The organism is SAR324 cluster bacterium (assembly GCA_029245725.1).
Classification (GTDB): Bacteria; SAR324; SAR324; order SAR324; family NAC60-12; genus JCVI-SCAAA005.
Window position 1 is genome coordinate 1 of sequence record JAQWOT010000253.1, and the last position, 8,850, is coordinate 8,850.

General features: G+C 39.8%; 8 protein-coding genes and 2 pseudogenes. 6 read left to right on the top strand and 4 right to left on the bottom strand.

Features of this window, described 5'->3' with window-relative positions:
- The 5 genes from P8O70_14150 to P8O70_14170 form a co-directional block, all read left to right on the top strand.
- Positions 1 to 217 (top strand): spermidine/putrescine ABC transporter ATP-binding protein (locus P8O70_14150; protein ID MDG2197997.1); only part of this gene is annotated, 217 nt, incomplete at its 5' end.
- A 211-nt stretch (positions 218 to 428) separates the two neighbouring features.
- A complete protein-coding gene (locus P8O70_14155; GenBank protein MDG2197998.1) occupies positions 429 to 1,625 on the top strand; it encodes an MFS transporter in 1,197 nt (398 codons plus the stop codon).
- Between the two features lie 759 nt (positions 1,626 to 2,384).
- Positions 2,385 to 3,032: a pentapeptide repeat-containing protein gene (locus P8O70_14160; GenBank protein ID MDG2197999.1), complete on the top strand. Its 648-nt coding sequence runs from the start codon at positions 2,385 to 2,387 to the stop codon at positions 3,030 to 3,032.
- A 266-nt stretch (positions 3,033 to 3,298) separates the two neighbouring features.
- Positions 3,299 to 3,886 (top strand): thymidine kinase, encoded by a 588-nt coding sequence (locus P8O70_14165; protein ID MDG2198000.1) that lies wholly within the window; start codon positions 3,299 to 3,301, stop codon positions 3,884 to 3,886.
- Between the two features lie 8 nt (positions 3,887 to 3,894).
- Positions 3,895 to 4,503, top strand: a complete 609-nt coding sequence (locus tag P8O70_14170) for an MOSC domain-containing protein (GenBank protein ID MDG2198001.1) — start codon at positions 3,895 to 3,897, stop codon at positions 4,501 to 4,503.
- Positions 4,504 to 4,582: 79 nt separating this feature from the next.
- Here P8O70_14170 and P8O70_14175 read toward each other — a convergent pair whose 3' ends face one another.
- Together P8O70_14175 and P8O70_14180 are read right to left on the bottom strand one after the other, a co-directional pair.
- Positions 4,583 to 4,927 (bottom strand): cytidine deaminase, encoded by a 345-nt coding sequence (locus tag P8O70_14175; GenBank protein ID MDG2198002.1) that lies wholly within the window; start codon positions 4,925 to 4,927, stop codon positions 4,583 to 4,585.
- Between the two features lie 218 nt (positions 4,928 to 5,145).
- Entirely contained in the window at positions 5,146 to 6,039 is an 894-nt protein-coding gene (locus P8O70_14180; protein MDG2198003.1) for a dihydrodipicolinate synthase family protein, read from the bottom strand.
- A 162-nt stretch (positions 6,040 to 6,201) separates the two neighbouring features.
- Here P8O70_14180 and P8O70_14185 point away from each other — a divergent pair, with 162 nt between their 5' ends.
- On the top strand, positions 6,202 to 8,403 hold the full coding sequence (locus P8O70_14185) for a hypothetical protein (protein ID MDG2198004.1): 2,202 nt from the start codon (positions 6,202 to 6,204) through the stop codon (positions 8,401 to 8,403).
- Between the two features lie 99 nt (positions 8,404 to 8,502).
- On the opposite strand, the pseudogene P8O70_14190 reads toward P8O70_14185, so the two are convergent.
- Positions 8,503 to 8,651: pseudogene (locus P8O70_14190) on the bottom strand (IS1 family transposase).
- A 33-nt stretch (positions 8,652 to 8,684) separates the two neighbouring features.
- Positions 8,685 to 8,798, bottom strand: a pseudogene (locus tag P8O70_14195) (hypothetical protein).
- Positions 8,799 to 8,850 lie beyond the last annotated feature (52 nt).

An 8,850-nucleotide genomic window follows, 5' to 3' on the forward strand; every position in this document is an offset into this window, starting at 1 on the left:
ATTTCATCAAAGGTGCCCTGATCGGGTGAATCAAGTCAGAGGGAAACTGGTAAATAGAATCTTCCTGGGTAGTCGGATGCTTGTTGATTTACATGTTGAAGGGACTCCAAATGAAAAATTGCGTGCCTTTGTAGATCCAGATCTAGGAAATTCCATTGGTGAAAACTTGATCTGGGCTACTTGGAAGCCAGAGAGTATGGCCATCTTAAGAGACTAGGTGTGGTTCTAATGAAGAAATTAGTGTTGAAATGAAAAAAATTGTTACTTGAAATCTGTCTCTCACCCAAAATTCCTGCCCCTTACTTGATTCATTCAAAACCCCTCGTTTGAATAATCTCAGCTAAGCCTCCTAATAATAACTGGTCAAATTAAATGAGCATGAAATTAAAATAAGACATGATTTCTAAAATTTTTTTGTAGTCAAACAAGTGACTGAAGACGCAAAGAACAAAGCTACGATTTACTGCTACTGGCTGATGAGCCTTTACGGTGTTTCAATTGTAATGATCGGGACTCTGGTTCCTGAACTCCTGCAATACTTTGAAGTGTCCCTCAGTGACATTGGATTTTTGATGACAATTCAATGTTTTGGGGGGATTTTAGCTTTGTTTTTGAGCAGCCGATTTGCTGAGAAAGTGAAAAAGTCATTGATCATTCCCATTGCGTTTGGATCTCTAGGGTTGGGCCTTTTGGTTGTCGGGTACTCAGCATCATTTCTCGTATTGCAGACCGCTTTCTTTCTAACAGGATTCTTCATTCGAATTACAGATATTTTTTTGAATGCTTTTGTGGGTCAAATACACCAGGAAAACAGTGGAATCTATTTAAATCGTCTACATATGTTTTTCAGTATTGGTGCGTTTACAGGTCCATTCTATTCTGGAATGCTGATCAAACTAGATTTTCATTGGCAGCAAATCTATTCAATCATTGGAATTCTTTTCGTTGTATCTGCATTGCTTGGATGCTGGTTCATTTTGCCAATTGGCAAAATGAACCAGGCACAAACGCTACAGACCAGAGCTTCCTTAAATTTCTTAGAAATTATCCAAGATCCCAAGGTTTGGATTCTTGGTGCTACTCTCTTGTGCTACTCCTTCCATCAGCTATCCGTCACAGTTTGGTTACCTTACTATATGGAGGACTCGCTAGGAGCTTCCAAGGAGATGGCGAATCTCACTATTTCCCTCTTCTGGTTTGGCATTATTTTGGGGAGGCTTTTTGTTTCATTCATCGTAAAAAATCAGGATCCAGCGAGACTGCTTTCCTTGGGAGCTTTTGTGGGTGCAGTTTTGTTAGTGGTTGGTATTTATTCCAGAGATATATCGCTGACTACAAGTGCTTATTTCTTAGTTGGTTTGTTGACAGGTGCGGTGATTCCGTTGGCATTTACAATCTGCTATAAAATTTTTCCAGAAGTGATCGCTCTGGCAACTACCTTTTTGTCAATTTTCTTGCTCTGTGGACAAATGGTCGGACCCTGGCTATTGGGTGCCAGCGCAGAGATGTTTTCAATCAATTATGCTATCTTTTTGACAGTGATTACGTTGTTTGGCTGTACGGTTGTTTGGAAGTTGGTTAGTTCCCCAATTTCTAGTATCCCCACAAAGCCGGCGTTGAGATAAAGAACTTCTGGTTCATTACTTTTGCTTTGAAAAATCCTCCACAGAACTTCTCTAATCATCAAAGTACTAAGCTTGATCATCAAGTTCTTGAACCTCCTAACTAGATCTCATCCATCTGACCTACGCTTAAGTCACGTCCTCCGCCCTGCGTGGCTTTGAGTGATGTCACTCTCTAATTGAAAATCAAGTTGGTATGAATTTTTCAGCAGTAATTGACGATGTAGTTTTACTGAAAGAGTAAATACTGATTTTGTTGATGATTCATAATTTCAGGAGGGGATGTGAGCCCAAATAATGATGGAAGAAATGTTTTTCTATGGATGGTCTTTATGGGATTTATCTTTGTCTCCTTGGTTGTCCTAGAACGAGTGATGGAGGTCCCCCAAATTTGATGAGGATAGGGTTGGAATGGCTTTAACGCAGAGCTTCTGGTATTAAGTTGAGCTGCAAAACTTGACTTTCTTGAGCAAGTACACGCTTTCTTGATCACTGATCTTTGCCATTCTCTAGACCTATTCTGATGCTTTGGGGGCCCCTATGTGAACGAAGGTAGAAATTTTTTTATTAGTCTTATTTTTATGGTCCTCATTTTTATCATACTTTGTCTTCTCCAAACATTTCTTGAAGTTCCAGATCTTGGATATCAAGTTGGGAAGAGAGCCATGATTTCCTGACAACAAAGGTTTTCATTTCAAACCATTTCAAAATCTTCTGCCAGGTCCACTAGTCAATGTGTTTCATAAATTCTAGGTACCCAACATGAAGGAAAAATCATTCATTAAAATACTGGTTCTTGGAACTGGCCTTTGCCTTTTGTCTTTGCCTGTTTTGGGATTTAAACAGGAAGATCTGGACAAATTAAATCGGACCAATGAATGCATTCAGTGTGATTTGAGTGGTGCTGATTTGAGATCTGCGAACCTGAGTCGGGCTAATCTAAGATCATCAAATCTCTCAGGAGCAAATTTGCGAGGAGCTACTCTAGATGAGGTAAATTTAAGTTTGGCAAATCTCAGCGAAGCAGAGTTAGTGGGCTCAAATCTCCGCAGATCTAACTTTCGTGGGGCAAATTTAAGTGCTTCTGACCTGAGTGCTGCAGATTTCTCCTCCTCAGATTTCCGTGAAGTTGACCTTACAGGAGCAAATTTGCGTGGGTCAGATTCAAGGGCAACTGATTTTTGGAAGGCGAACTTCAAGGAAGCTAACATACGAAGAGCCGACATGCGTGAAGCAAATCTGTTTGGGACTGATTTTAGTCTGGCTGACATTCGTGGAGCAAATCTTAGCTACTCAGATTTAGAAAGTGCGAACTTGGCTGGTGCAGATATGAGAGAGGTCCGCATTCTCGATGCTCGCTTTTGTAATACCAAAATGCCGAACCAAGAGATGAATCATTCTGGATGTTAGTTGGTTCTCTTCTAATAAGCCTGTACCAGATTTGTTGAATCTTCATTATCCGAGACTTAAACTTTCGTAATTGGTAATCTAGGCTCCAAGCTGTTTACAGAAAAAAATCACTTCTAGTTCATCCCCGCTGAATTGATCAATTTCCCTATCTTGATCTGGAATCCTCTCTTGTCAAAGCCAGCAGATGGCAAGTATTCTAGTTTTCTCCTACTACAGAACTTCGGCACAATAGGTTCTCAGACAAACAGGAAAACAACACAGGTCCCTTGGCAAAGCTTTATTTTTATTACTCCGCAATGAACGCAGGCAAAACCACAACTTTGCTACAATCCAGCCACAACTATGTTGAAAGGGGAATGAACACTTTTCTGCTCAAACCAAAGATTGATGATAGAGAAGGAGAAGAAATCATTCGCTCACGGATTGGACTCGAGGCTGAATCCCATGAATTTAAAAAAAATGATAACCTGTTTCATGAAATATCCAACCGGCATAAGGATGATCAGCTCCACTGTGTGCTGGTAGATGAAGCACAGTTCCTCAGTAGGGATCAGGTAAAGGAATTGGGAGAGGTGGTGGATCGATTGAAAATCCCCGTCCTGTGTTATGGATTACGAACCGATTTTCTTGGTGAGTTGTTTGAGGGAAGCAAGTGTCTGCTGGCTTGGGCGGATGAACTCAGAGAAATCAAGACAGTTTGCTACTGTGGTAAAAAAGCTATTATGACAGTTCGAATGAATGATGAAGGTAAGCCAGTACAAGCTGGTGAACAGATCCACATTGGTGGCAATGAAAGCTATGTTTCCATGTGCCGTCGCCATTTTAAATCAAGCTTGGGTTTCAGCGAAGACTGAAGGGAAAAATGTCCACCAGAATACTCTCGATTTCCACTGGAAGGGTTTTGGCTCTTGCACTACCAAATTCTCACAAGGGATTCCCGAAAACAACAAGATCTGCGATCGTTAAGAGTCCAGTATCCAGTCTGCAAGACCCACAGTCGATCGTATGTCAACCGATGGGCTTGGAAGGAGATGAACAAGCGAACCACTCAGTACACGGAGGCAAGGATAAAGCAGTTTATTGCTATCCTGCAGAACACTACCCTTTTTGGAGAGACGCCCTGAAGACCACGGGGGATAAGCTGGCGCGGATGGATCAACATGGTGCTTTTGGAGAGAATCTGACTATCGAGGGGCTGACCGAAGAGCAGGTGTACGTTGGCGACGTCTGGCAGATTGAAGAGGTACAATTCGAAATCAGGGCACCGCGGGAACCATGTTTTAAGTTCAATGCGCTCATGGGTGATCGATTGGCAGGTAAGAAGATGTTTGCTGAGGGTCTGAGTGGTTGGTATCTCGCGGTGCTTAGTCCGGGTGTTATAAGAGCTGGTGTTCAGATTACAGTGATCTCAGGCCCCAGAGAAAAGTCGATTGCGGAAGTTTTCAAGGACTTGGGACGCAAAACGGTTTGAAATCATCTACTGAACCTTTCTCATCTTTGGTAATCACTGATTTGAAAATTCCTAGGTCCATTCAGCTTCAATAACCAACTCATCGTTGTTTCTTCCACCAATCATAATAGGGTAGGAGTTCTTTCAAAAGAACCGTCTTGTCTGCATCTAGTATCACCTCGGCCTCAAGATTACTCTCATCAGTTTCCCTCATCAGTTGACGACAATTCCCACAGGGAGGAATCACGAATACTGATCCTGCTTCATCTTTCCAGACAGCTACAATCCTCTTAATTTCATATTCTCCGTTAGTAATCATAGCGGCGATAGCAGCCTTTTCTGCACAAAATGTGTTGGATCCTGAATCAGCACACACCCCGTAATATACCTGATCACTTCTGGAAAGTAAGGCACACCCTACATCCGCAAAGAGGCTGTCTTTCACTTTTCTGGGTTTGATGGCAGAAGTCGCTTCTCTGATAAGTATTCGATTCGAGGAATTTTCATAAGAGTCAGAGAACATATTAAAAACTTGGAAAAATTTAGCTAAATCTTAAGGAATTTTTTGAAATGAAATAAGAAAATACCTGATTTCAACCAAGTTTGTAATTAAGTAATGAGTATTTCATTGATTTACAGTTATTCTCTCTACAAGAAATAGAGTTAACGAGAATTAAACTCAATCCCGGCATTCTTGAGGGCAGTCTTAATTGAATTTTGCATCAAATCAGATGGATAAGGCATTGGCCTTCGTGGGTAGGAATTGGGACATCCTTGTAGTTTTTGAATGAACTTGACGCATGCTGGCAGTAGATCATGTTCAGTAGAGTTCCAAACTTGTAGCAATTGTCTGTGCAACTCCAGCGCTTGTTCATTCTTCCCATTCTTGGAAGCAGTCCACAATTTCACACAATGGTGGGGACAAGCTGCTAATAGGGCTGCAATTGCACCTTTAGCACCTAGCTGAAAGGATGGATACAGTAGCGCATCAACAGCAGTAAATATAAGGTCTTCTGACTGACTTTGTTCAAGGAGATCAGCCAAAAGTTTCATGTCTCCAGCACTTTGTTTTACCCCTATCACATTGGGAACTTCACGCAAAATTCTGCATAGTAAATTCGGTGATAAATATGTCCAAGGCACTACGTTGTAGATAATGATGGGGATTTCAGTTTTTTCTGCCAACTCTCTAAAATGTGAGATCATGGATTCATCATCTGGCCGGAAAAGATAATGGACTGGAGTAACTTGTAAAGCATCCGCACCGATAGATTTTGCAAGCTTCCCACGCTCAATCGCCTCTTGTGTGCTGTTCACGATGATTCCAGCAATGATTGGAAGTTCAGATCCCACTTCTTTAAGTGCACTCGTAAGTAATTGACTAAACTCTTTACGATCAAGAGTGTGTCCTTCACCTGTGCTCCCACCAACAGCAAGGCCATGACAGCCAGCTTCTTCCAGCCATTTAAATTGTTCTGCACAAGCATTTAAATCTATTTTACCTTGAGCATCAAATGCTGTTGTTGCAGGTGCAATGATTCCTTCTAATTTTCTCATGGGTATCTCCATTTAAAATGCTTTAAGTTGAAATTATTCATAATTTCAAAAAATAAACTTGCAGAGTCAAGTTTGGAAGAAATATAAATTTATTGCAATGTCCTAAATTAAAATATGAATGTAAAAATCAATTTACAACTAAAGAAATAAAATCAGATAGAATTGAATGGTAAACCTATTTTTGGACTTAAAATGCAAGAAACAACAGTACATTTGATCGGTAGTGCTCATATTGATCCAGTTTGGTATTGGTCTCGACAGGCTGGAATGATTGAGGTGCTATCAACTTGTCGTACCGCCATGGAAATGTTGCATAACTACGATGAGTTTGTCTTTAGTTTAGGAGATGTATGGGTTTATGAAATACTTGAAAAATATTGTCATGAAGACCTGGATACAATAAAGGAACATATATTAAATAAAAGATGGCACGTACCTGGTGGCTGGTATGTTCAACCAGATTGTAATCTTATTAGTGAATCATCTTTTAAAAAGCATATAGAGTTTGGGAAGTCGTTTTTCAGCAGAAACTTTTCCGTTGAAGTCAATGTTGGATTCAATGTTGATAGTTTTGGTCATAGTGCAGCAATTCCAGACATTCTAATGGAAGCTGGCTATGATAGTTATGTAATGATGCGCCCAATGCAGCATGAGATGTCACTACCAGGGCCTTTATTTATTTGGGAGGGTAACGGAGGAGGAGAGGTAATGACATGGAGAATCCCAAGGAGCTATAATGCTGAATCACCAGATGTTTTGAAACAAAATATATTGAGTGCTTTGGAGGTTGCAAAAGTTGATATTCCACATGTTATGGTCTTTTACGGAATTGGAAATCATGGTGGAGGCCCCACACGGGAACTCATTGAATGGATTTTGGAAAATCAAGACTTTAGGGAGGGTGTAAAGCTGAAGTTTTCGAGTCCCAGACAATTTTTTGATGCTGTGAAGCCTTGGAAAATGCATATACCTCGTGTGCAAGGTGAATTACAAATGCATGCGATAGGGTGCTATTCAGTGGTTGGGGAAATCAAGAGAAAGCTCCAAGATGCAGAGTTGGTGATTCTGGAAGCTCAAACAGCTGAAAGTCTTTTGGGTGATATCAATAATTTTGTCTTTGTGAACAATCGCTTTGACAAGAGTTGGAAACGGATTTTGTTCAATCAGTTTCATGATATCCTTGGGGGTACGTCAGTCCGAGAAGCCTGTGAAGAAACAATCAACGAACTTTCAGGTGTAATAGCAGATGGGGAGGAAGCTATCTCGATGATTTGTTTACAAAATCTTGTAGATCTAGAACCTCATCCATTACAACGCCTAAAAGTTTTTCGATTTGGAAACTATGATTATAACTCAATAGTTTATCATGAACCTTGGTTGTATCCTAAAGGATTTGATCAATGCTTTCAAGGAACTCTTCTAGATGAATTTGGTTCATCTGTTGATTATCAATTAGTTCAACAGTCAGCTGTTAAGGGATTACCAAGAGCTTTAATATTTGAAACATCAATCAAATCTGGTCAACATCCAGAATTTTATTTAGACCATGATCATGAACCAAAAGCAGTAAAAACTGACTTATACATTAAGAAAAGAGTGGTTTCTAATTCAATTTTGAAGTCTAAAGTTGGAACAAAAGGTAATTTATTCAATCTGAGTAGAAAAGACTCAAAAGATGAAAATTCTGAATGGATTCAAATTCATGTTCTGCCAGATGAATCTGATACTTGGAGTCATGGAAAAAGCTCTTTTGATAGTTCTCCAGAAGGTATGTTTGAAATTCAAAAAATTGAAACTGAAGAAGCAGGACCATTGCGATCTATTGTTCGTCTTGATACCCAATATGGATGTAGCCGCAGTAGCATCAGGCAAGTATTCTATCGAGAAAAGCCTTATGTGGATTTCTTGGTAGACTTGTACAACCTAGAGCAATTCAAACTAATTAAACTGATCATACCGGCACCAAAAAGCCAATATAGATACGACAGAATTGCAAGGGGTTACTTAGAAAGACCTCAAAACCAATTAGAGTTTCCATTTATGAAATGGTCTTGGATTTCAAATTCTCAAAAGACTGCATTAACTAATGGGATGGGGATAATCTCACCAAACTGTTTCAGTTGTTCTGGTGTGGATACTTTTTTAAATTTAACCTTATTGAGATCTCCAACATTTGCGTGGCATGATCCCGCAATAATTAATGATACTAATCGATTTTATAACACAGATCAAGGTCTCAGTAGTTATCAAATTAGACTTTGTTTTGATATACCAATAGATGAGATGGATAAGTATACTGATGAAATACTATTTAAACCACGTTGTTTTGACTGGACTAAAGGTATGAGTACATTTAGTTTATAGGAAAAGTAGGAAATCAATTTTTTATTGATAATTTTAAAAATCAAAATTCCAGTTATTCTCATATGATTGATAGCCAATTTAATTATAGGGCGTTGGCGCCTAAGCATTGTTAAGTTTATGGATGAGTAGTTTCAAAGAAATTTCTAACATCCCTTTGGATTTACTATAGCACAGCGTTCTACGGTGCAATCGAGCCAGGTAATGCCTGAAACGACAATGAGTGATTCGATCTGAGTTGTGAATGTCTTGCCTTGGGGATGCATCTCAGTGGAGATCAGATTTTCATAGGTTTTGAGAAAATCTGTGCCATAGCCCGTGGTAGGCAAGTCCTTCCATTGCTTGAAAACCTCTCTAGCCGTCTTGATCGATCTACTACCACAGACAAAGCCAAGCACTTTGCCAACATTAGAATTCAGCGCTATCCAGATCCAGCATTTAGAAATTTCT